General features: G+C 51.5%; 16 protein-coding genes. 12 read left to right on the plus strand and 4 right to left on the minus strand.

Annotated elements, in window-relative coordinates:
• The first annotated feature begins 112 nt into the window (after nt 1-112).
• Nucleotides 113-991, plus strand: a complete 879-nt coding sequence (locus LX87_RS00080; protein ID WP_111626151.1) for a sugar phosphate isomerase/epimerase family protein — start codon at nt 113-115, stop codon at nt 989-991.
• Between the two features lie 111 nt (nt 992-1,102).
• On the plus strand, nt 1,103-4,045 hold the full coding sequence (locus LX87_RS00085) for a PVC-type heme-binding CxxCH protein (RefSeq protein ID WP_111626152.1): 2,943 nt from the start codon (nt 1,103-1,105) through the stop codon (nt 4,043-4,045).
• 108 nt (nt 4,046-4,153) lie between these two features.
• On the opposite strand, the gene LX87_RS00090 is transcribed toward LX87_RS00085, so the two are convergent.
• Nucleotides 4,154-5,497 (minus strand): UDP-N-acetylmuramate--L-alanine ligase, encoded by a 1,344-nt coding sequence (locus tag LX87_RS00090; RefSeq protein ID WP_111626153.1) that lies wholly within the window; start codon nt 5,495-5,497, stop codon nt 4,154-4,156.
• Nucleotides 5,498-5,827: 330 nt separating this feature from the next.
• Here LX87_RS00090 and LX87_RS00095 point away from each other — a divergent pair, with 330 nt between their 5' ends.
• On the plus strand, nt 5,828-7,318 hold the full coding sequence (locus LX87_RS00095) for a type III PLP-dependent enzyme domain-containing protein (RefSeq protein ID WP_111626154.1): 1,491 nt from the start codon (nt 5,828-5,830) through the stop codon (nt 7,316-7,318).
• A 198-nt stretch (nt 7,319-7,516) separates the two neighbouring features.
• Here LX87_RS00095 and LX87_RS00100 read toward each other — a convergent pair whose 3' ends face one another.
• Nucleotides 7,517-8,038, minus strand: coding sequence for a D-glycero-alpha-D-manno-heptose-1,7-bisphosphate 7-phosphatase (locus tag LX87_RS00100; protein WP_111626155.1), 522 nt, complete (start codon nt 8,036-8,038; stop codon nt 7,517-7,519).
• A gap of 188 nt (nt 8,039-8,226) precedes the next feature.
• Here LX87_RS00100 and LX87_RS00105 point away from each other — a divergent pair, with 188 nt between their 5' ends.
• Entirely contained in the window at nt 8,227-9,312 is a 1,086-nt protein-coding gene (locus LX87_RS00105; protein ID WP_111626156.1) for an OmpA family protein, read from the plus strand.
• Nucleotides 9,313-9,788: 476 nt separating this feature from the next.
• On the plus strand, nt 9,789-11,909 hold the full coding sequence (locus LX87_RS00110; RefSeq protein WP_445470958.1) for an outer membrane protein assembly factor BamB family protein: 2,121 nt from the start codon (nt 9,789-9,791) through the stop codon (nt 11,907-11,909).
• A 69-nt stretch (nt 11,910-11,978) separates the two neighbouring features.
• Here the strand turns inward: LX87_RS00110 and LX87_RS00115 are convergent, their stop codons facing one another.
• Nucleotides 11,979-14,642: a valine--tRNA ligase gene (locus LX87_RS00115; protein WP_111626158.1), complete on the minus strand. Its 2,664-nt coding sequence runs from the start codon at nt 14,640-14,642 to the stop codon at nt 11,979-11,981.
• A 202-nt stretch (nt 14,643-14,844) separates the two neighbouring features.
• Here LX87_RS00115 and LX87_RS00120 point away from each other — a divergent pair, with 202 nt between their 5' ends.
• The 7 genes from LX87_RS00120 to rpsG all read left to right on the plus strand — a co-directional run bounded on the left by LX87_RS00120 (nt 14,845) and on the right by rpsG (nt 19,719).
• Nucleotides 14,845-15,771, plus strand: coding sequence for a DUF72 domain-containing protein (locus tag LX87_RS00120; protein WP_111626159.1), 927 nt, complete (start codon nt 14,845-14,847; stop codon nt 15,769-15,771).
• Between the two features lie 170 nt (nt 15,772-15,941).
• Nucleotides 15,942-16,541 (plus strand): imidazole glycerol phosphate synthase subunit HisH, encoded by a 600-nt coding sequence (gene hisH / locus LX87_RS00125; protein ID WP_111626160.1) that lies wholly within the window; start codon nt 15,942-15,944, stop codon nt 16,539-16,541.
• Nucleotides 16,542-16,617: 76 nt separating this feature from the next.
• Entirely contained in the window at nt 16,618-17,337 is a 720-nt protein-coding gene (gene hisA, locus LX87_RS00130) for a 1-(5-phosphoribosyl)-5-[(5-phosphoribosylamino)methylideneamino]imidazole-4-carboxamide isomerase (RefSeq protein ID WP_111626161.1), read from the plus strand.
• 102 nt (nt 17,338-17,439) lie between these two features.
• Entirely contained in the window at nt 17,440-18,201 is a 762-nt protein-coding gene (gene hisF / locus LX87_RS00135) for an imidazole glycerol phosphate synthase subunit HisF (protein ID WP_111626162.1), read from the plus strand.
• Nucleotides 18,202-18,302: 101 nt separating this feature from the next.
• Nucleotides 18,303-18,623 carry a DUF3467 domain-containing protein gene (locus LX87_RS00140; protein ID WP_111626163.1) on the plus strand — a complete coding sequence of 107 codons (321 nt, stop codon included), beginning with the start codon at nt 18,303-18,305 and terminating at the stop codon, nt 18,621-18,623.
• Between the two features lie 122 nt (nt 18,624-18,745).
• On the plus strand, nt 18,746-19,171 hold the full coding sequence (gene rpsL / locus LX87_RS00145) for a 30S ribosomal protein S12 (protein WP_111626164.1): 426 nt from the start codon (nt 18,746-18,748) through the stop codon (nt 19,169-19,171).
• A gap of 80 nt (nt 19,172-19,251) precedes the next feature.
• On the plus strand, nt 19,252-19,719 hold the full coding sequence (gene rpsG / locus LX87_RS00150; protein ID WP_111626165.1) for a 30S ribosomal protein S7: 468 nt from the start codon (nt 19,252-19,254) through the stop codon (nt 19,717-19,719).
• Between the two features lie 53 nt (nt 19,720-19,772).
• Here rpsG and LX87_RS00155 read toward each other — a convergent pair whose 3' ends face one another.
• Complete coding sequence (locus LX87_RS00155) at nt 19,773-22,553, minus strand: ligand-binding sensor domain-containing protein (protein WP_111626166.1); 2,781 nt, start codon at nt 22,551-22,553, stop codon at nt 19,773-19,775.
• Nucleotides 22,554-22,668: the final 115 nt, after the last annotated feature.

Raw genomic sequence — 22,668 nt, forward strand, 5'->3', positions numbered from 1 at the left:
GCAGGTCTAACAGTTGGAAAGGATTTAAAATAAATTTAAGCCTAACTCACTGGCAACGAGAGAATATTACTTTTAGCCTGTACTTTTGAACAAAATCTATTCCTAAACTTTCATGAATCGACGTACGGCGCTCCGGCAAACACTGGGCTTTATGGGTCTGAGCCCCCATCTGGCCGCACCTCTATCAACCTTTAAAATTAATTTACAAAACCGAAAGGACCAACGTTTCCGCGTCGGGGCCTGTGACTGGTCAATCGGGCAGTCCAGCAAAATCGAAGCGTTCGACGTGGCCAAAACCATCGGCCTCGACGGTATTCAGGTGAACATGGGTTCTGAAAAAAACGACATGCACCTCCGTCGGAAAGACCTGCAAAAAGCCTGGCGCGAAGCGGCCCGACGAACCGGTATTCAGATCGGTGGTCTGGCCCTGGGCGAGCTGAACAACATCCCTTACAAAGCCGATCCGCGGGCCGAACAATGGGTGCAGGATAGCGTCGATGTAGCCCGGGCGCTTGGCGCTAAAAACATTCTGCTGGCCTTCTTTAACAAAGGCGATTTGAAAAACGATCCACAAGGCAGGACGGTGGTTATTGACCGGTTAAAAGCCGTAGCTCCCAAAGCCGAGAAAGCGGGAGTCGTATTGGCAATCGAATCCTGGCTAAGCGCCGAGGAACACATGGAGATTATCGAAGCCGTTGGTTCGCCGGCTCTGAAAGTCTACTATGATGTCTGCAATTCCACTGTAATGGGATATAATATTTTAAAGGAAATTCGGTGGCTTGGCAAGCAGAATCAGATCTGCGAATTCCACTTTAAGGAAAACAGCTTCCTGTTAGGGCAGGGGAAGGTCAACTATCCCGAAGTTCGGAAGGCACTGGACGACATTCAATACCGGGGCTGGATTCATATCGAAGGTGCTGTGCCAGAGGGCAAAAACCTATTGGAAAGTTACACTTATAATAATAAGTTTGTTAGAGATATTCTGTCATAGGATGGAGCCATCAGTGTTCCACGGTTTTTTACAATACCCACTTATTATAATAAGTTATACTACTCTTAAATGTTGTTTTTCAGGTAATTATTCCACGTGGAACACCAAGCAATGAAAGCGACTATTCTAAACCCAACCCGACTTCTAAGTACATCCATCCTGCTGGGAGGGCTCTCCTGGTGGAGTATTCAGCTACAACAAGCGGGCCAACCTGTCAGGCTGTTGTTAGAACCATCCGAACCCGCCAGGCAGAGCATTACAGCAGCAACTGACTCAACTGACTCCAACAGGTTGTATCTGCCCGATGACCTGGAAGCAACCCTTTGGGCCGAAGCGCCGATGTTCTATAACCCCACCAATATAGACGTTGATGCGCGGGGTCGGATCTGGGTAACCGAAGCCGTCAACTACCGTAACTTCAACAATAAACCCGAAACCCGGCTCGACCATCCGAACGGTGAACGGGTCATGATTCTGGAAGACACCGACGGCGATGGTAAGGCCGATCAGTCGAAGGTATACGTGGAGGATAAGGATCTGGTTTCCCCCCTGGGCATTGCCGTCATCGGCAACAAGACCATCGTCTCAGCGGCCCCGCATCTGGTCATTTACACCGACGAAAACGGGGACGATAAGCCCGACAAAAAAGAGATTTTTCTGACCGGTTTTGGTGGACTCGACCACGACCATTCTCTGCACGCGCTGGTAGCTGGCCCGGACGGCAAGTGGTATTTTAACACCGGGAACGCTGGACCGCATACCGTCACCGACAAAGCCGGTTGGACGCTTCGGTCGGGAAGCCTCTACACCGGCGGTACGCCCTACAACAAACTCAACAAAGGGAATATGGTGAGCGATGATGGCCGGGTTTGGGTAGGCGGTTTGGCGCTCCGGATTAATCCGGACGGAACGGGGCTGAAAGTACTGGGTCATAACTTTCGGAACAACTACGAAACCGCTATCGACTCGTACGGTAATCTCTGGCAAAACGATAACGACGACCAGGTGGTGGCCTGCCGGACAAGCTGGCTCATGGAGGGCGGAAACATGGGGTACTTCAGTCAGGATGGAACCCGCTACTGGCAGGGCGACCAACGGCCCGGCCAGGATATACCGACGGCCCACTGGCATCAGGAAGACCCGGGCGTGATTCCGGCGGGCGACATTAGTGGAGCCGGTTCGCCAACGGGGATGGTGTTTTACGAAGGGGATGAACTTGGCGAAAAATACCGTGGGTTGTTATTGAGCGCGGAGGCCGGTCGCAACGTTATCTTTAGCTATAAGCCCGAACCGCTGGGCGCCGGATACCGAATGCTCCGAACGGATTTTATCAGCACGTTTGCCAAAGTCGATGAAGACTATAAATGGAATGACATAAAAGAAGATGTCCGCAAATGGTTTCGTCCGAGTGATGTGGCCGTCGGAACGGATGGCGCGTTGTACATCGCCGACTGGTTTGACCCGGTGGTGGGCGGGCACCAGATGAAGGACCCGAAAGGGTACGGGCGTATTTACCGGATTACGCCGAAAGGCAAAAACCTGAAGAAACCGGAAATCAATACCGCTAAAACGAAAGGGCAGATTCAGGCCGTGATGAATCCGGCGATCAACGTCCGGATGCTGGGTTTTGAAAAACTGAAAGCCCAGGGCGATAAGGTGGTGAAACCCGTTGCTACATTGCTCAATACGCCAAACCCTTACCACCGCGCCCGGGCGGTCTGGCTGCTTGCCCAACTCGGACCCAAAGGCCGCAGGAAGGTAGAAGAACTATTGAAATCTGATCAGGCCGATTTACGGGTAACGGCTTTCCGGGCCTTGAAACAGGTTGAGCCGGATGTCATTGCGCTGGCCCGGCAGATGGTAGATGATCCTTCTCCGGCGGTTCGACGGGAAGTGGCAATTGCCTTGCGGGATGTACCGTTTGAGCAATGCCGTGACTTGCTGGTGAAACTGGCAAACCACTATGACGGTCTGGATCGGTTTTATCTGGAAGCGGTTGGTCTGGCGGCTGACAAAAAAGAAGAGGAGTTGTATGCAGCCTTAAAACCGTTGATTCCGTCGAACCCGGTTCAATGGGATCAGAAAACCGCTAATCTGATTTGGCGGCTTCATCCGGGCAGTACCGCCGAGTTAATGAAGCAACGCGCAATGGCACCGTCCCTGACCGCCGAGGCCCGCAAGCAGGCAATGGTGGCGTTGGGATTTATGAAAGATCCCGCAGCCGCCCGGGCCATGGTTGAACTGACAAAGCTAGATGACAAAACCGTAGCCGAACAGGCTGAATACTGGGCCAGCTTCCGCCGGTCGAACGACTGGGCCATGTTGCTGAACTGGGACGAGGTGATGCCGCCGAAACTATCAGAAGCTGAACAAAAGGCGTTGGCCTTGCGGCAGAAGCTGATGGACGAGTACACCCCGGCGGAAGATAAGCTGAAACTGGCGAAAGAACTGGCCATTAGTCCGGAGGGAGGCAAACTGTTGGTCGGTCTGGCAGCCGAGAAGAAACTGGCCGATAATCTGAAACCAGCGATCAGCGAAGTGATTTTTACCAACCCCGACCAAAGCGTGCGGACCATGGCGGGCGATTACTTCAAGCGACCCAACAGCTCGACGGCTTTATCCCTAAAAAACATCACGGTTCTGACCGGCAATGAAACGGCAGGGCTGACGGTTTTTAAAACTACCTGCGCAACCTGCCATCGGCATGGAGAACAGGGAAAAGACATTGGGCCGGAGTTGACGAAGATTCATCAGAAATTTGACCGGAACGGTTTGCTCGATGCCATCCTGAATCCGAGCGCAGGGTTGGCATTTGGGTATGAGCCCTGGCTGGTGACAACCAAAAACGGACAGACCTATTACGGGTTTTTGATTAGTGACGGACAACAGGCGCTGGTCATAAAAGATGCGGGCGGCCAGAAACACACTATCCCGACGGCGCAGGTGGCCTCCCGAAAACAGTACAGCACGAGCCTGATGCCGGACCCGGCTTCGCTGGGCCTGTCAGAGCAACAGCTTGCGGACTTGATCGCCTATTTATTAAAGAAGTCCTAGAGTAGAGAAATCACCGGAGCCTGGATTCCGCGGATTAAGCGATGAACTACGATTGGCTGCCAAAACCGTTAGTCTGGTTACCCTTCAATCCGCGGAATCCGGTTCCGGTTACTCCCACTTCAGGTTATTTCCCGAACTCATGAGCAGGAAAACCGTAGGATGACCATTCTGCTGACTTTTCAGGAAGCTTTGTAGTTCGGCTGGATCGGTGAAGACGCGCAGGTCGGGGCGGTCAAACGCCGTGATGATGTCGGCCGGATCAATGGCTTCGAGCTTTTTGGCTTCCAGCGTATGCGGACTGTAGAAGACGGCGGCCACATCGGCTCTGTCGAGCTTATCACGGTATTGGGTCAGAAAACTTTTGTTCAGGCTGCTGAAGGTGTGTAGCTCGACGCAGGCAACCAGCCGCCGTTCGGGGTACTGGGCTTTCACGGCTTCGGTGGTGGCTTCTACTTTCGAGGGGGCGTGGGCAAAATCCCGGAAGACAACCGTCGAGTCGGTATCAACCACTTTTTCAAGTCGGTTCTGCGCACCCTTGAAACTTTGGATGGCTTCGTAGAACATCTCTTCCGTGATGGCAAGATGATCGCAGACCGCCAGCGCCCCGCTGATGTTTTTCATATTATGTTCGCCGAACACAAGAACCGGCACCTGCCCCTGGCTTTTGGTGATCAGAACCGTTTTTCCGTTTTCAATTCGGTACGGGTGTACATCATACGGCTGGCGGGTCACATCTTCCCGTTCCTTCAGGGCAATCACATCCAGCATGTCGTCCGTGTCGTCAAAAATAATGGTACCGGATTTTGCCATGCCGTCGGCCAGCAGTTCAAACTGAGCAACGTATTCTTCGTAGGTGGGGTACAGATTGACGTGATCCCAGGCTATCCCGCTGATCAGAACAATATGGGGCTGGTAATGTAAAAATTTCGGACGGCGGTCGATGGGAGACGAGCCGTATTCGTCACCTTCAATCACAATAATGGGGGCATCCGGCGTTAGCCTGACCATTGTATCAAAGCCTTCAAGCTGGGCGCCAACCAGGTAATCAAAGTTGCGGTTATGGTATTTCAGAACGTGCAGAACCATCGACGTGATGCTGGTCTTGCCGTGACTGCCGGCCACGACAATGCGCTGTTTATGCAGGCTCTGCTGATGCACAAATTCCGGGTACGAGTAGACCGGCAGGTTCAGTTCCCGCGCTTTCTGGAGTTCGGGGTTATCGGGCCGGGCGTGCATCCCCAGAATGACGGCATCGAGCGTAGGGAGAATGGCATCCGGATTCCAGCCGGGTTGGGCGGGCAGTAAACCGTATTGTTCAAGGCGGCTCCGGGAGGGGTCATTAATTTCATCGTCGGAGCCGGTGATGTGGTGTCCCTGTTGATGGAGTGCAATGGCCAGATTGTGCATCACACTACCACCGATAGAAATAAAATGAATAGTCAATGGCTTCATTCTGTCTAATTTGTGGCGCTAAAAATACAAGTTCTTTTGATCTTAAACCGAAAAGTCGCCGGACCGGTCATAAAACCGCCGGGATTTTACAAAACGGCTGCGTCCGCATTTTAAAAATTAACATTACCGACCGAATCAAAACCGTTGTTTTTTCGTTTTCCTTATTGTGAATGAATCGCCACGCAGCAGCTTGAAAATCAGGCGTGGGGCCGGGGTTACATTTTGTTTTTGTAAACAGGTTCCTGCGTCATTGCAAAGCTGCTTTTTTTATGGCATTTTCGCAGAATTTTTTCAAAAACCAAAACACGCTTATATGCTTCTGCCGAAAGGATGAAAAGCTACAACGACCTGATCGAACAGACCTTTGAATTCCCGACACTGGAATTCAAAGTTGAAAACAATAATTTGCTGTTCAACAATGTTCCGCTGATGGATATTATCAAGCAGTACGGAACTCCGTTGAAACTCACCTACCTGCCCAAAATTACCGAGCACATTGAACATGCCCGTCTGTTGTTCAAGAATGCCATGAAACGGTATAATTACAAGGGTACATACACCTACTGTTACTGCACCAAGTCGTCGCATTTTCGGTTTGTGCTGGAAGAAGCGTTAAAAAATAAAATCCATCTGGAAACCTCATCGGCTTTCGACATTCCTCTGATTCGGGAATTGTATCAGGATGAGAAGATTGATAAAAGTACCTTCATCATTTGCAATGGATACAAACGGCCACTGTATACCCAGTACATTGGTGAGCTGTTAAATGAAGGGTTTAACGTGGTGCCGGTGCTGGATAACCTGAAGGAGATTGATGCCTATCAGGATGTAACCGCTGAAACCGTGAACCTGGGTATCCGGATTGCAACCGACGAAGAACCTAATTTTGCTTTTTATACTTCCCGGCTCGGCATTCGTTACAGCGACATCAATGAACTGTATCGCTCCAAAATTCAGAACAGCGATAAGTTTAAACTGAAAATGCTGCACTTTTTTATCAATACCGGTATTAAAGACAGCGCTTACTACTGGAGTGAATTGAGCCGGTTCATGTATAAATACTGTGAACTGCGCAAGATTTGTCCCGATCTGGATTCGATTGATATTGGGGGCGGTATGCCAATTCAAACGTCTTTTCAGTTCACCTACGACTACCAGGCCATGGTCGATCAGATCGTGGAGAGCATTCAGTGGATCTGTAACAAGAACAACGTTCCGGTACCGCACATCTTTACGGAGTTTGGCAGTTATACGGTTGGAGAGAGTGGCGCCGTTATCTATAAAGTAATTGATCAGAAATTACAGAACGATAAGGAATTGTGGTACATGATCGACGGCTCGTTCATTACGCAGTTACCGGATTCGTGGGGCCTGGGCCAGAAATATATTATGCTGGCGGTGAACAACTGGGACAATCCCTACCAGAAAGTCAATCTGGGTGGTTTGACCTGTGACTCGCACGATTTTTATAATACCGAAGCCCACAGCGCCGACTTGTACCTGCCGATATTTGAACAGGAGTCAGAAGATCAGTATATTGGCTTTTTCCATACGGGCGCTTACCAGGAGTCGCTGGGCGGTTACGGTGGTATTCAGCATTGCCTGATTCCGGCCCCGCAGCATGTGATTGTGGACCGCGACAGCGAAGGGAAACTGACAACACGGCTTTTTGCTGCGGAACAGGATAGCGAAGTGATGCTTAAAATACTGGGTTATACCAATCCGACTGCACCGAACACCCGTGAAATTGAAGCGGCTAAAGCGGCTGAAGAAGAGCAGGAAGCGCAGCCGGTTGAGGAACTGGAAAAACAGGAAAATTAAAATATAGCATAGTTTTTGCCTGTCCACAACCATCTGATAGGTTGTGGACAGAAAAAGAAAAAACAGATGAAAAAGATAAGCATCCTTCTGGGCCTGGTTGCCCTCGTATCGCTTGGTTCCTGCGCACGCCGATCGTGCCCGGCTTATGACAGCCAGCTACAGCCGAAACAACCCGCTCCAGCGGAACAAGTGGCTTAATTACAAAGTCGTACTGACGACCATTTTTGACGCTTCCAGTAAATTGGCCGCCTGTTGATCACCAACGGGCGGCTTTGGTATTTGGTCTGTGATGTGCACCGTCCGGACGCCAACGCGCTTGCCAGCCTGAATATCCCGAAGGGTATCGCCGATCAACCACGAACGGCTGACATCGATGTTGTATTTGGCAATGGCTTTTTCCAGCATCAGCGAATCGGGTTTCCGCAGCAGCGACTGCGTATCAAAATCAGGATGATGCGGACAGTAGTAAATATCGTCAATCAGATGACCGCACTGCTGCTGAAGATACTCATGACACCGCATCACGTCGTTCCGCGAATAAAGTCCACGGGCAATGCCAGCCTGATTGGTCACTACAATTAATAAATAACCGGCGTTTTTCAGCAGTTGTAAGCCTTCAATGACTCCTTCCGGAATAACGAAATCTTCAACCCGGTACACATAGTCGGTCCGGTCTTCGTTCAATACGCCGTCACGATCCAGAAAAATACATTTGCTCATTGTGTGGAATACGGTTATTTATCGGTAACGGATTCACTAGTGCTAATTGTTTCGTATAAATAGTATTTTATTTGAAACAATTAGTAATAAAATAGTATCTTTTTAGTGGGGATTAACAAAAAAGCCGGACAGAATGTGTTTATATACTGGGCTTTATGCGTTAAGAGTGAAGAGAAAAGATTAGTACAATGAAGCAGTGGTTTCTGATTTTATGGTTTGCGTGCTTCGGTATGCTACAGGTTGCCCAAGCGCAAAAACCGGCACCCAAAATTGTCCAGCGCGACTATGATCCACCCCAGCGGAATGTGCGGGGAGGTGGGAAAGTAGTGAAGGTTGAGTATACCAACCACAAGATGATTGTGTTTTTTGTGGCGGAAGATCGGGATGAGGCCCAGCGGGCTACCATCTACGGTCCAGGACACCCCAATTGCTGGCGGTTGTTTGATACGAAAAGTAATCAGGAATATGCCCTGTTGTATATCAGGAATATCAAGGCGGATGGCGAACTCGTGGAAAGCATTCTGGATGAGCCGCGGGGCATTCGTCTGCGCGATGTAAGAACCATTACCTGCGAAGCCCATTTTGAGCGCCCCGGTAAAAATGTGCGTTCTGTTAATTTGATTGAGCAGGACGTTGAGCGGTATGAAGGCCGGGTCGATCCGAGAGATCCGTTTGGGGGCGTCAGTTCGCAGTGGCCTTACAATGTTTACGATCTTCGGGTTATGGTATACCGTGATGATTTGAGCAACGCCAGACCGCCTGTCCGGAAGACACCCGCCAAACCGGGTGTAAAAACCACCCGTCCGCCCGCTCAGAAGCCGGCGCCGAAAGCCGTACCATCCGATTCTGTCGTTGCCCAAAAACCGCCAAAAGTGCCAGCTAAACCAGCACCGGCTGAGAAGGTAGAAAATTTTGGGTCGAACGTTGAAACGGGCCGGACCTACCGGTTGAATAATTTACTGTTTAAACAGTCGGCTTACGAAATTGAGCCGGAGTCGTACCCCGAACTGGATTCGCTGGTGGCCCTTATGAACCGGAATCCAATCATGGAAATTGAACTGTCCGGCCATACGGATAATGTCGGCGATCCGAAACTAAACGTGGCTCTGTCGCAGAAACGGGTCGATGCGGTCAAGAGCTATCTGGTAAATAAAGGCATCCAGTCGGAAAGGATTCAGACCCGGGCGTATGGCGGTAGTAAACCGCTTGCTGATAATTCGCGGGAAGAAACCCGCCGATTAAACCGCCGGGTAGAAGTGACAATTTTGAAGTAGCGGACATCCATCTCCATCTTCCTGGCTTTTCAGATCGTTATGGCTCACAGCAGATAGACGTATATGGTTAGGCGTTGTGGTTTCTACGCATTTGCCGCCGTCTTCCCGTTGGTTTGAGATGGACTAGTTGATCAGGTGACCCGTTTAAAACGAAGCGGGCCATTTAGTAGGATGAGGGCCGCCGGGTCTTTTATCATTCAGTCAGTTGAAGAACGTGACGGTTTTAAACCAGCTTGCAAAGTCGTCGTATAAAATGGATCAGAAGATACGGCTGCAAATAGGTTCGGAGCGTTTTAACCACCAATGGCAATCAGTAAGATGCGATGGCTTTGCTATCACATCGGGAGTAAAATCTAAACCCTCAAATGAAACGTAAAAAAACGAGTAAAGCCGCCCGATTCAGGCTGGTATCAACGGCTTTGTTGCCCACCACCCGCCATGTAATTCTGACGGGCCTATTTTTGGGAAGCTGCCTGATGTACGGTATGCAGGAGCCGGGCAACAGACTGGAAACCGGCCACGACTGGCCCAATTATGGCGGTAACAAAGCCGGAAACCGGTATTCGCCCCTGACGCAGATCAACACCGGAAACGTTAAAAATTTACAGGTTGCCTGGATGTACGATGCCTCCGAAAAGCCGGATGCAAACGGCCGCCGGAGAGAACGCGCGATCCAGTGCCAGCCCATCGTGGTCAACGGTGTTTTATACGGCACTACGCCCGAACTGAAGCTCTTTGCCCTCAAGGCCGACACGGGTGAGCAGCTCTGGAAATTTGAACCCTCGAAAGACGACCGGCTAAACTCCAACCGGGGTGTTATGTATTGGGAAAATAGAGACGACAGACGCATTTTTTATACCGTCGGTGCGAGTTTGTACGCCGTCAATGCGCAGAACGGCCAGTTAATTACCAGCTTTGGCACCAACGGTCGGGTGGATTTGCACGAAGGACTCCAGACAAATCTGGATCATGACGTCAGCAAACTGTCGGTAACGGCCACCTCGCCCGGTATTGTTTACCGCAATACGGTTATTATGGGATCGAGTGTTTCTGAATCGGGCGACGCGGCTCCGGGCCACATCCGGGCGTTCGATGCGGTTTCCGGTAAGCTCAAGTGGGTGTTTCATACCATCCCGCAGCCCGGCGAATTTGGTTACGACACCTGGCCCAAAGATGCGTACAAGAAAATCGGCGGGGTCAACAACTGGAGCGGCATGGTCCTCGACGAAAAACGGGGCGTTGTGTATTTCGGAACGGGTTCGCCAGCGTCCGATTTTTACGGCGGTGATCGAAAAGGTGCCAACCTGTTTGCCAACAGCATTATGGCGCTGGAGGCCGAAACCGGCAAAATGAAATGGTATTATCAGACCATTCACCACGACTTGTGGGACCGCGATCATTCCTGTCCTCCCAACCTGATCACGCTGAAACGCAACGGAAAAAACGTCGATGCGGTGGTGCAGGCCAGCAAAGACGGTTTAGTGTATGTACTGAACCGCGATACCGGCGAATCGCTGTTTCCGGTCGAGGAGCGCAAGGTACCAGTAAACGGTTTGCCCGGCGAACACCCGTATCCGACGCAGAAGTTTCCGCTTAAACCACTGCCATTGAACCGTCAGGTGTATACCGAAGCCGACATTACCGACCTCTCGCCCGAAGCGCGTGCGTATGTGAAGGAGCGCTTTGAGAAAATTCGTACCGACCATAAGTTTACACCCCCCAACACAACCGGTACGCTGCTCTTTGGCTACAGCGGAGGGGCCGAATGGGGCGGCAATTCAATTGATCCCGACGGTATTCTCTATCAGAATGTGAACGAAGAACCCTGGGAACTGATTATGGCGGAACGAGCCAGTATAGGCAAACCCGATGCACCCGTGACCGCCGGAAATGCGCTTTACATCGCCAATTGTGCCGCCTGTCACGGGCAGGACCGCAAAGGCAGCGGCCCCGAATTGCCGCCCCTGGTAGACATTGGTAAAAAACGCTCGGCCGACGAAATCAGGGCCATTCTGAAAACCGGGAGCGGTCGGATGCCGTCGTTTGGGCATCTGTCGGAAAAGGACCGCGACGCCATTGTGAGCTTTTTGCTGAACCGGGAAACCGGTCCGAAGGTGGCCAGTAATCAGCCGGACAAGGCGGCTTCTGGCAGCAAAAGCGGTTTTCCGTATCAACCGGCCTACGTAAGCAAAGTCTGGCGACGGTTTACAGACCAGAACGGTTATCCCGGTATCAAACCACCCTGGGGTACGCTGAACGCCATTGACTTAAATACCGGTGAATACCTTTGGCGGGTGCCGCTGGGCGAATACCCGGAACTGGCGAAAAAAGGCGTGCCAACCACCGGAACGGATAGCTACGGCGGACCTGTATCTACGGCGGGTGGACTGGTGTTTATTGCCGGAACCAAAGACGAAAAAATCCGGGCGTTCGACCGAAAAACCGGGAAAGTGGTTTGGGAATATCAGCTTCCGGCGGGCGGTTTTGCCACCCCGATTACCTACGAAGTGGGCGGCAAACAATACGTGGTCATTGCCGCTGGCGGTGGGAGAGGGCAGAAGATCGGCGGAAATTACATCGCCTTTGCCCTGAAATGATGGACTAAAAAATCCGAACCGGTATCCATGCCGTTACAGAACACAGATACCGGTTCGGTTCTAGTAAATTTAAAGGGCGGCCAGGTTTTCTTCCAGAGCCTTTATTTTCGCTTCGGCGTCGGCCAGTTTCTGGCGTTCGCGTTCAATGACTTCCGGTTTGGCGTTGGCAACAAACTTCTCGTTGGACAACTTTTTCATCACCGACTCTAGGAACCCTTTCGTGTAGGCTAACTCCTTCTCAATGTTGGCGCGTTCCTGTTCCACGTCGATTTCCCCGGCGATGTTGACGAAGAACTCGGTGCTTTTAATCAGGAAGGAAACGCCCTCGGCTTTTTCGGAAACGTAACTGATTTCAGAAACCACCGCCAGTTTCTGAATCAGCCCTTCGAGTGGCCGGAAACGGCCCGCATCGTCGGTTTTGATCGCTAGCGGCAGGGCGGTTTTCGGGCTAATCAGCTTGCTGTTCCGAAGGTTCCGAACGGCGGAAATAATTTCGAATAAGGTATCAAAATCCGCCAGCAACGCTTTGTCAACGGCTCCGGCGTCCGGGTAGTCCGAAACGCAGATGCTTTCGCCTTCTTTTCGTTCGCTGATTTCCTGCCAGATTTCTTCCGTAATGAACGGCATGAACGGATGCGCCAGCTTCATCAATCGCTCGAAGAAGTCAATCGTCGCGTCGTAGGTAACTTTGTCGATGGGCCGAACCTGATCCTGCTGCTCGTAACCCGGCTTGATCATTTCGAGGTACTGCGAACAGAAATCGTCCCAGATCAGCTTGTAAACCGTCTGTAGGGCGTCCGACATCCGGTATTTGCTGAAGTGATCTTCCAGATCGATTAGCGTCTGGTTCAGCTTCGATTCAAACCACTGAACCGCCAACGGTTTTTCCGCCACCGCCGTATCCTCGCTCACCCGCCAGCCTTTCACCAGCCGGAAGGCATTCCAGATTTTGTTGCAGAAATTACGGCCCTGCTCCACCAGTTTTTCGTCGTACAGCAGGTCGTTACCCGCCGGTGAGCTGAACAACATCCCCGTTCGCACGCCATCAGCCCCGAACTGCTCGATCAGATCCAGCGGATCGGGTGAGTTGCCGAGCGATTTCGACATTTTGCGGCCTTGTTTATCACGCACGATACCGGTCAGGTACACGTTCCGGAACGGTTCGCGGCCTTTGTACTCGTAACCGGCAATGATCATCCGGGCGACCCAGAAAAACAGGATTTCGGGGGCCGTTACCAGATCGTTTGTCGGGTAATAATAATCCAGATCGCCCGGTGCGGCTTTTGGATCGTTCGGGTCGTTAGACGGCAGAAAAACCGACATCGGCCAGAGCCACGACGAAAACCAGGTATCCAGCACGTCCTCATCCTGCGTCAGATCGGTTTCGCTCAGGGCAAACAACTGGTATTTGTCGCGGGCAATTCGCAGGGCGTCTTTCTTGGTTTTGGCAACGATGATGGTGCCGTCTTTCATGTAAAACGCCGGAATCTGATGGCCCCACCACAATTGCCGGCTGATACACCAGTCGTGAACGTTCTCCATCCACGAGCGGTACATATTCTTGAATTTCGCCGGGTGCAGCTGAACGGTATCGTTCATCACGTTTTCCAGCGCCGGTTTCGAAATGTCCTTCATTTTCAGAAACCATTGCAGCGAGAGCTTCGGCTCAATCACCGCGTTGGTCCGCTCCGAAAAGCCGACGTTCGATTTGTATTCTTCGGTTTTAACCAGATAACCTTTTTCTTCCAGTTCCTTGATGACGGCTTTCCGGGCTGCAAACCGGTCCTGGCCGACGTAAATCTGCGCTTTTTCGTTCAGCGTACCGTCATCGTTCAGAATGTCGATCACCGGCAGTCGGTGTTTGATGCCCAGTTCGTAGTCATTCGGGTCATGGGCGGGCGTCACTTTTAAACAACCGGTCCCGAAATCCATCGTCACGTATTCGTCCGTAATGATCGGGATTTCGCGGTTGATCAGCGGAATCAGGGCTTTTTTGCCGTGTAAATGCGTATACCGCTCGTCGTTGGGATTGACGCAAATGGCGGCATCGGCCATGATGGTTTCGGGTCGGACCGTGGCAATGGTGATGTAATCCGGCTCACTACCCGCTTCGGCGCTTCCGGCAATTTCGTACCGGATATATACCAGCTTCTGCTGGACTTCTTTGGTAAGCACTTCCTCATCCGAAACGGCGGTGCGGCCCTGCGGGTCCCAGTTCACCATCCGGACACCCCGGTAAATCTGGCCTTTGTTATACAGATCGACAAACGTATCAATGACGGCATCGTACAGGGCCGGTTCCATCGTGAAGCGTGTCCGGTCCCAGTCGCAGGACGCGCCGAGTTTCCGGAGTTGTTTCAGAATGATACCGCCGTATTTGTGCGTCCACTCCCAGGCATGTTCCAGAAATTTTTCCCGGCCAATGTCCTGTTTATGAATGCCCTGTTCCTTCAGCATCGCCACCACTTTGGCTTCCGTCGCAATGGATGCGTGGTCGGTTCCCGGCACCCAGCAGGCATTTTTGCCCTGCATCCGGGCTTTGCGGGTCAGCACGTCCTGAATCGTGTTGTTCAGCATGTGGCCCATGTGCAGCACGCCGGTTACGTTCGGGGGCGGAATGACGATGGTGTACGGTTCGCGCTCGTCGGGGGTGGAATGAAAGAAGCGGTTTTCCAGCCAGTACTGGTACCACTTATCCTCGATGTCTTTCGGATTATATGTTTTCGAAATCATAAACTAGGTTGCTCTGATTATCTCTGATGTTCTCTGATCAACTCTGTGAAAAACGTTTATGCGGTTACACAGGGTTTATCAGAGGTCATCAGAGATAATCAGAGGTTAGATTCTTCCACAAAATTAGTCAATTCGGAACGGGTGCGAAAACGAAACACCGGATTTGGTGGTTTTACGTGCACACTACCATCCTTTTACGCCCATGGACTTCGGAAAACTGCCCAACGTCGATACCGTTGACTTTACGCTACCAGCCGATTCGCTGTTCAATCAAACGGTTTGGGACAAAGTGGAGCCGACCGCATCTCCGCAGGTGTTCATCGGCGGACCGCTCTGGGCGAATAAATCGTACGTGGGCCGGATTTATCCGTCTCAGGCCAAAGAACGGGATTTTCTGCACTATTACACCCGCCAGTTCAATACCATTGAGCTGAACAGCACCCACTACCAGATTCCGACGCCGGGGATGATCGAGAAGTGGAAAACCGAAGCCGCCAGCTCACCGATTCGTCCGCGGTTTGTGTATTGCCCGAAATTTCCGCAGGCCATCAGCCACGAGCGGGCGCTGGTTGCCGCCGAATCGCTGACGGAGGAGTTCGTCAATGCGGTTTTGAGTCTGGAAGAATTTCTGGGCACGACGTTTCTGCAACTGCCGCCGAACTTTGGGCCGGATAAGTGGCCGGTGCTGGAGAAGTATCTGAAAAGCCTGCCCGACGATCTGGAAGTGGCCGTGGAGTTTCGGCATCCCGACTGGTTTCGCAAACCGGCGGTCTGGCAGCAGACGCTCGAACGGCTTTGCGCCCTGCACCGTCATGTTGTCATTAGCGACGTGGCCGGTCGGCGCGACGTGTTGCACATGAGCCTGACCAGCCCGAATCTGGTGTTGCGTTTTGTCGCCAATGAAGGCCATAAGACGGATTACGAACGCACGGACGCCTGGGTGGAGCGGCTGAAAACTTGGTTTGGGCAGGGCTTGCAAACCGCTTACCTGTTTATTCACGGCGGGGAGCTAAACGATACGGCCCCCGAACTGATTCGGTATTGGGTGCAGCGGCTAAATGCGGTTTGCGGACTGAACTTGCAGGAACCGACAATCCGGCCCGAAGTGGTTCAGGGCAGTTTGTTTTGATTTTAGAATCAACCCGTTTACATTTGCCGTATGAATCCCGCAAAAACCATTTGGTACCATCATCATTCTGTCTGTTAGTACGGCAGAACGGATGCGTTTTTGGGGTTGAATAAGAAACAACGAAATTCCCGATACCAGACCCGGTTCTGCCACGAGCCGGGTTTTTTGTTATGAAAACCGTCATTATCAAATACAACGCCGGAAACGTGCAGTCGGTGATGTACGCGCTGGACCGCATTGGCGCGACCTACCTGCTGACCGACGATGAAGCTGAAATCCGTTCGGCCGACAAAGTGATTTTCCCCGGCGTCGGGGAAGCCAGCACGGCTATGGCCTACCTGCGCGAACGGGGGCTCGACCGGGTTATTCCGTCCCTGAAACAGCCGGTTTTGGGCACCTGCGTAGGAATGCAATTGCTCTGCCGGTATTCGGAAGAAGGCGATACTACCTGCATGGGCGTGTTTGATGTGGATGTTCGGCGGTTTCCGGCCCAACCCGGTTTTAAGGTGCCGCACATGGGCTGGAACAGTCTGACCGATCTGAAAGGGCCGCTAACCGAGGGCTTGCCGGAGAATGCGTACGTGTATTTCGTACACAGTTATTGCGCCGATGTTTGCCCGGAAACGTCGGCGGTTTGTAATTACGTCCGACCGTTCAGCGCCATGTTGCAGAAGGACAATTTTTACGCGGCCCAGTTTCACGCCGAAATCAGCGGCAACATCGGTCAGCGGATTCTGGAAAATTTTTTGAAAATAGACACGAGAAATTAGACAGGAGAATACAGACGAAAACCGTCTTGCTCCCTTTTGTCTCTCTTCTTTTGTCTAACCTCTTTTGTCTAAAAAAATGCACATTATACCCGCTATCGACCTCATTGAAGGCAAAGCCGTCCGGCTGACACAGGGCGACTACAACCAGAAAAAAGAATACAACGCCCGCCCGCTCGAAGTGGCCCAGCAGTTTGAAGATGCTGGTCTGACGCGCCTGCACCTGGTTGACCTTGACGGAGCAAAAGAAAAACGCGTGATCAACTGGAAAGTGCTGGAGCTTATTGCGGGTAAAACCCGGCTACACATCGATTTTGGCGGGGGCGTTCAGTCGGACGAAGACCTGCGGATTGTGTTTGAATGCGGGGCTAAACAGGTCACGGGCGGTAGCATCGCCGTCAAAAAACCGGATGTGTTCGAACGCTGGCTGAGTCAGTATGGCCCGGAAGCAATCATTCTGGGCGCGGATGCCAAAAACGAGAAGATTACCGTCAGCGGCTGGGAGGAAGCCACCGAAGTCTGGGTGTATGACTTTGTGGAAAACTATGTGGAAAAAGGGATAAAATACGTGATTAGCACCGATGTGGCCAAAGACGGTTTGCTGCAAGGGCCTTCGTTCGAACTGTATCGGAATATGCAGGATCAGTTCCCCAGCCTGAACATCATCGCCAGCGGGGGCGTCAGTGGGATGGAGGATATTGAGGTGCTGGCTGACATGAATCTTTTTGGCGTCATCGTTGGAAAAGCCATTTATGAGGGCCGGGTAACGTTAAAGGAGTTATCGAAATTTTTAAAATGAATTATTACACAGGGTTGATCAGAGTTTATCAGAGGTAATCGGGGACTTCTCTGATAAACCCTGATTATCTCTGATCAACTCTGTGTAACAGCACCTTAAAATATGCTGACTAAACGCATTATTCCCTGCCTCGACATTAAAGATGGCCGGACGGTGAAAGGGACGAACTTCGTCAACCTGCGCGACGCGGGCGATCCGGTGGAACTGGGCGCAATTTACGCCCGCCAAGGGGCCGACGAGCTGGTTTTTCTGGACATTACCGCGACGGTCGATGAACGCAAAACGCTGATTGAACTGGTCCGGCGGGTGGCTCACGTCGTCAATATTCCGTTTACGGTCGGGGGCGGTATTTCGTCGAAAGCCGATGTGTCGGCCTTGCTGAACGCCGGGGCCGATAAGGTGTCGATCAACTCCTCGGCGGTTCGGAATCCGGCACTGGTTGACGAGCTGGCGCAGGAGTTTGGCAGTCAGTGTATTGTGGTAGCCATCGACACCCGGTTTGTGAACGGCGAGCATATTGTTCACACACATGGCGGGCGGAAGCCGACGGAAATCCGGACCCTTGCCTGGGCGAAAGAAATTGAAAACCGGGGCGCGGGCGAAATTCTGCTCACGTCGATGGATACCGACGGCACCAAAGCCGGTTTTGCGATTGAACTGACAGCGCAGATTTCCGGCGCGGCCAATATTCCGGTGATTGCGTCGGGCGGGGCCGGGTCGATGGAGCATTTTGTGGAGGTGTTTACGGACGGAAAAGCCGATGCCGGGCTGGCGGCCAGCATTTTCCACTTCAAGGAAATCGAAATACCGGCCTTGAAACGGTATCTGAGTAATCAGGGAATCGCGATGCGCACCACCGACTGACACCGCCTGACTTATTGATCATACAATAAATTAACCTGTCAACTTTGAACTGCGGAAAACCGTCGGGAGTTGTGTATATTTGATTCTTACCTACAAAGCAGATGGAAAACCAAGAACCTGATCAGGAAGGTCAGATCAACGTCGAATTGACCGAAGAAATTGCGGAAGGAATCTACGCCAATCTGGCGATGATCGCTCATTCCAACAGTGAGTTTATCATTGACTTTATTCGACTGATGCCCGGCGTTCCCAAAGCCAAGGTCAAATCCCGCATTATTCTAACGCCCGAACACGCCAAGCGGCTGTTAACGGCTTTGAAAGAAAACATCCGCAAATTTGAAGATAGTTACGGTGCCATCAACAGTGCGGAAGAAGCCTTTCGGTTCCCGACGCAGTTTGGCGGTCCCATTGGCGAAGCCTAATTCGGTAATGTCCAGCGAAATACTGAAAATTAATTCACCGGGCGTTTTGGTTTTCCGTCCGGTTTGACTAATTTTGCACTCCTATTTTTGCGGAGGACTGTAGTAATACCAATTCTGATAAAATGCCTACGATACAACAATTAGTACGCAAGGGCCGCGAAAAGCTGACATTCAAATCGAAGTCACCGGCGCTGGACTCTTGCCCACAACGTCGTGGCGTGTGTACGCGCGTGTACACCACCACCCCCAAGAAGCCAAACTCGGCTTTGCGTAAAGTAGCCCGTGTGCGTCTGTCGCACGGCAAAGAAGTTAACGCCTACATTCCGGGCGAAGGCCACAACCTGCAGGAGCACTCAATCGTACTGGTACGGGGTGGTCGGGTGAAAGACCTTCCGGGTGTACGCTATCACATCGTTCGGGGTGCCCTCGATACGGCCGGTGTAAACGGTCGGAAACAGGCTCGCTCGAAATACGGTGCAAAACGTCCGAAACCAGGTCAGGTAGCGGCTCCGACGAAAGGCGGAAAAGGAGGAGGTAAGAAAAAATAAGTAACCCCTTCATTATAAATTGACTGAGCGTTGAATCAACGATGCGCAGCGCTTAGAGTAAGATTTATCATCTGAAGATCATGAGAAAGGCAAAACCAAAAAAGAGATACGTATTACCCGATCCTAAATTCAAGGAGACGCTGGTAACGAAATTTGTAAATAACCTCATGTACGAAGGCAAGAAGAGCCTCTCGTACGCCATTTTCTACGATGCGCTGGAGTTGGTTGAGAAAAAAACCAACGATAACGGTCTGGATATTTGGAAAAAGGCATTGAACAACGTAATGCCTTCAGTCGAGGTGAAAAGCCGCCGGGTGGGTGGTGCAACATTCCAGGTTCCAACGGAGGTGCGTCCTGATCGTAAGGTATCAGTAGGCATGAAATGGCTGATCAAGTATGCCCGTTCACGTGGTGAAAAAACTATGGTGGATCGTCTGGCTGCGGAAATCATAGCCGCATCAAAAGGTGAAGGCGCTGCCGTTAAGAAGAAGGATGACACGCACCGGATGGCAGAAGCCAACAAGGCATTCTCGCACTTCCGGTTCTAATCCAACCCTGTGTAATTTTTTGAAAAGACCTCCCCAACGGGAGGTCTTTTTGTTTAAAACGCCATCATGAATTCGTTCAGGTTGGCTTCCGGTTCCAGATTCAGGCGTTTGCGCAGTCGATACCGTTTTAATTCCACCCCGCGCACGGTAATATTGAGTAGTTTAGCCACTTCCTTGCTCGAAAGGTTCATGCGCAGGTAGGCCGCCAGCCGCAAATCATCGGGTGTTAAACCGCTGTATTGGTTGAGCAGTTGCTTGAAAAACTGTTCATGAACTTTGTTGAAATTCTTTTCAAAGACTTTCCAGTCCTGCCGGCTGGATAGGTTTGAATCAATCAGCTTGACCAGTTGGTTGATGTGGCCGGTGGCCTGATCGATGGTTTGCCGTTGCTGCACCTCGTCTTTCAGTTTTTCAACTTCATCTTTTAATTTAATCAGCAGATCATTCTTGTGAATCAGGTTCATGGTGGTATTGGCGAGTTCTTCCGCTTTGCTAATAACATCCTGCTCTAGCTTTTCCTTCTGAAGTTGAACCAGTTGCTGCCGGTGCCGTTCCTGTTCGCGGGCCAGTTGTTCTTCCATTTGCTGCCGCACTTTCTGCTGGTGGGTGCGTACCTGTCGGCGGTGAACATAAAAGCTTAGGCCAACGAGTCCGCAAAACAGGAAAAAGTAACTCCAGTAGGCCCAAACGCTTTGATACCAGGGCGGCAGGATTTCAAAAGAGAGAGACGTGAACGTATCGTCGGCATTAGACCGCACCTGAAACCTGTACTGGCCCGGTTGTAAACTCGCGTATTCCTTTTCGGCGACCTTGCTCAAATCCGACCAATGCTCGTCCAGGCCAACCAGCCGGTAGCTGAATAACGGTTCCTGAATTGACTCGGGCAGGCTGAATCGAAAAACAAGATGGTTTTCCCCCGCATCCAGAACCGGCAGCGTTGCCAACAGGGAAGAAGCATCGCGAAACGTAAAGGACCGTTGTTCCGAACCACTGACCACCGCCAGTTGCCGAATCAGCGGTTTGGTGGTTAGTTGCCGGTTACGCACCGTCAAAATTTCCCGGCGTGGCAGGAGTGCATACCCTTTTTCAAAACACAGCAGGTAATAAGCCGAGTCGAGCGGCACAATGTTTTCGTAGTCATCCATCCAGGAAAAATGGCTCACCGTAAATTCAGCTTTCAGGCCGTCGGGTCTGGCCACGAGCAGATTGCCGTCCTGCCGCAGAAAGAGAACTTCGTCCTGCCAGCCCCTAAAAACCCGCCGGATGCCGCCGGAAAGCCCGAAATCGCGTTTCAGTTGCGCTTCTTCCGGATAAGCCGGGGCCCATTTAAAACTGCTCACTTTCCGCAAATCCGACGACAGTTTGATGGCATACACGCCATTATGGGCATGACGCAGCCAGATCTGACCGGCTGAATCCTCCCAAATATCCCGGATCGGTTCGTTCAAACCACTTACTGCGTGGCTGTACTTCCATTGCCCGCTGCCATCGCGCTGATACACCCCCAAACCCGTATAGGTTCCCTGAAGGGCAAAACCGGGGCGCGAAGTGAGCGGATGCAGCCGCCATCCACCGACCTGACTGGAAAGCCGCTCCCACCCACCGTTGTCCGTAATTCGATACGTACCGGAATTATGCCCGCATAGCAGTTGATCATCCATGACCGTTAAATCCCAGACCTGCCCCTGTGAGCCTTCAATGAGGTGGTAAACCGGCATCCCGGACGGCAGAAAGTTGCACCAGTAAACCCCGTGATTGGTACCCAGGTAAAGCCGGTTATGGTAAAGAACAGCATTATAAGGTGTACCCAACTGCCCGTTGGGGTCGCTGTAGTATTTCAGCGGGTAATTAAAAGCAATGGCATCAATACCGTCGTCAAGCCCCGCCCACAAACTGCCCTGTTTATCCAGCGTTAGCGAAAGGACGGTATTGTTTTGCAAGCCTTCCCGCTGGCTGGCGGAATACAGAACCACTCCGGTTGTATCGGTCACGAGAATACCGTTCGAAATGGTACCAAAAGCGTATTGCCCACCCGGCAGCGCCAGACCTTTGTTACACTGATACCGCTGTAGCAGCTGGCTGGCAGCGTGACGCAAAGGCGAAAGCCGTCCGTTCCGGTAGCTGAATAAACCGTGGTCGTGCGTTCCAATCAATAACCCGTCTGAACCGAGCGGCAAAATGGTATGAACAGCCGTTGGAGCTAAGGTCTCGGTGCCGGGGAGGGCCACCAGCTTTCCGTGAACTAATTCATACAGCCCTTTTCCAATAGCCTGCAAATAATAGCGGTCCTTAACGGCGTACAGGAAAAGAACGTTGCCGGGCAGACGGAGTTCTTCCATTCGACCCAGGCGATAAAGAAAAGCGGTTGAGAAGGACTGAAAGAAAACAAAATCAGAACCGACAACAATATTCCATATTTCTTCTTTCGCAAACCGTTTGTTGCGGATCAGCTTCGTCAGTGAATGATACTGAAGAATGCCGGTCTGGTTCGCCTGCCAGTAACCGATTTCGCCCAAACCGCCCGTAAAGATTCTTCCCGTCTGATCCACCGCTACAGCGCGGACAATTGCCTGTTTGGGCAGTCGATAAAGTTGCCACCGTGTACCGTCAAACTCCAGTAGGCCCTTAGAATTTCCGGCATACAGAAAACCGGTAGTGGTATCCTGACAGAGTGACCAGTTCTGGTTATAACCCTGGTAATCCTGCTTAGTGAAATTGCGGATGTAAGGCGCAAAAAAGTGATTCCTGGAAGTCGGAGCTGCCTCTGCCCCGAATAGTATTAAAAACCAGACAAGCGCAAATAAATACGTATCCAGCCGATAAAAGCAACACATGATGATGGGTAACGAAATTCACGAAAAAATTTATCAAAAATACAACAGCTTCACTATTAATGCGTAATACGAGGGGCGGAACCTTTTTGAAGGGATTTAACTAAGGATTTAGTTA

Origin of the sequence: Larkinella arboricola (genome assembly GCF_003259745.1) — a bacterium.
In the GTDB taxonomy this organism is placed as follows: Bacteria; Bacteroidota; Bacteroidia; order Cytophagales; family Spirosomataceae; genus Larkinella; species Larkinella arboricola.

Coding starts and splice junctions, on each gene's coding strand:
- LX87_RS00080 (WP_111626151.1), top strand. CDS start 113: ATGAATCGACGTACGGCGCTCCGGCAAACACTGGGCTTTATGGGTCTG.
- LX87_RS00085 (WP_111626152.1), top strand. CDS start 1,103: ATGAAAGCGACTATTCTAAACCCAACCCGACTTCTAAGTACATCCATC.
- LX87_RS00090 (WP_111626153.1), bottom strand. CDS start 5,497: ATGAAGCCATTGACTATTCATTTTATTTCTATCGGTGGTAGTGTGATG.
- LX87_RS00095 (WP_111626154.1), top strand. CDS start 5,828: ATGAAAAGCTACAACGACCTGATCGAACAGACCTTTGAATTCCCGACA.
- LX87_RS00100 (WP_111626155.1), bottom strand. CDS start 8,038: ATGAGCAAATGTATTTTTCTGGATCGTGACGGCGTATTGAACGAAGAC.
- LX87_RS00105 (WP_111626156.1), top strand. CDS start 8,227: ATGAAGCAGTGGTTTCTGATTTTATGGTTTGCGTGCTTCGGTATGCTA.
- LX87_RS00110 (WP_445470958.1), top strand. CDS start 9,789: ATGTACGGTATGCAGGAGCCGGGCAACAGACTGGAAACCGGCCACGAC.
- LX87_RS00115 (WP_111626158.1), bottom strand. CDS start 14,642: ATGATTTCGAAAACATATAATCCGAAAGACATCGAGGATAAGTGGTAC.
- LX87_RS00120 (WP_111626159.1), top strand. CDS start 14,845: ATGGACTTCGGAAAACTGCCCAACGTCGATACCGTTGACTTTACGCTA.
- hisH (WP_111626160.1), top strand. CDS start 15,942: ATGAAAACCGTCATTATCAAATACAACGCCGGAAACGTGCAGTCGGTG.
- hisA (WP_111626161.1), top strand. CDS start 16,618: ATGCACATTATACCCGCTATCGACCTCATTGAAGGCAAAGCCGTCCGG.
- hisF (WP_111626162.1), top strand. CDS start 17,440: ATGCTGACTAAACGCATTATTCCCTGCCTCGACATTAAAGATGGCCGG.
- LX87_RS00140 (WP_111626163.1), top strand. CDS start 18,303: ATGGAAAACCAAGAACCTGATCAGGAAGGTCAGATCAACGTCGAATTG.
- rpsL (WP_111626164.1), top strand. CDS start 18,746: ATGCCTACGATACAACAATTAGTACGCAAGGGCCGCGAAAAGCTGACA.
- rpsG (WP_111626165.1), top strand. CDS start 19,252: ATGAGAAAGGCAAAACCAAAAAAGAGATACGTATTACCCGATCCTAAA.
- LX87_RS00155 (WP_111626166.1), bottom strand. CDS start 22,553: ATGTGTTGCTTTTATCGGCTGGATACGTATTTATTTGCGCTTGTCTGG.